The sequence below is a fragment of the Bacillus sp. SIMBA_074 genome, from assembly GCF_046534555.1.
Taxonomy (GTDB): domain Bacteria; phylum Bacillota; class Bacilli; order Bacillales; family Bacillaceae_G; genus Bacillus_A; species Bacillus_A mycoides.
Genome location: NZ_JAWRYM010000287.1, coordinates 1 through 309 on the forward strand (window position 1 = coordinate 1; position 309 = coordinate 309).

General features: G+C 45.3%; 1 pseudogene. It reads right to left on the reverse strand.

The features are described 5' to 3' along the window. A pseudogene (locus SB773_RS30880) lies at window positions 1–309 on the reverse strand (2-oxoacid:acceptor oxidoreductase subunit alpha); the annotation flags it as partial.

A 309-nucleotide genomic window follows, 5' to 3' on the forward strand; every position in this document is an offset into this window, starting at 1 on the left:
GGATAAAACGATAACTGGACATTGATATTCCTCTGCAAGATTGAATGCTTCTGCCGTATCATAAAAAGCTTCTTCAACTGTACTTGGAGCCATTACGATTTTAGGGATTTCACCATGAGTACCATAAATCATGGCCATTAAATCGGATTGCTCCTGTTTTGTAGGAAGTCCCGTAGATGGACCGCCACGCTGAGTATCGACAATGACAATTGGCGTCTCGGTAATGCCCGCTAAACCAATCGCCTCCATCTTCAAGGAAAGTCCAGGTCCAGCTGAAGCAGTGATGGCACGTACACCACCATAGTTTGC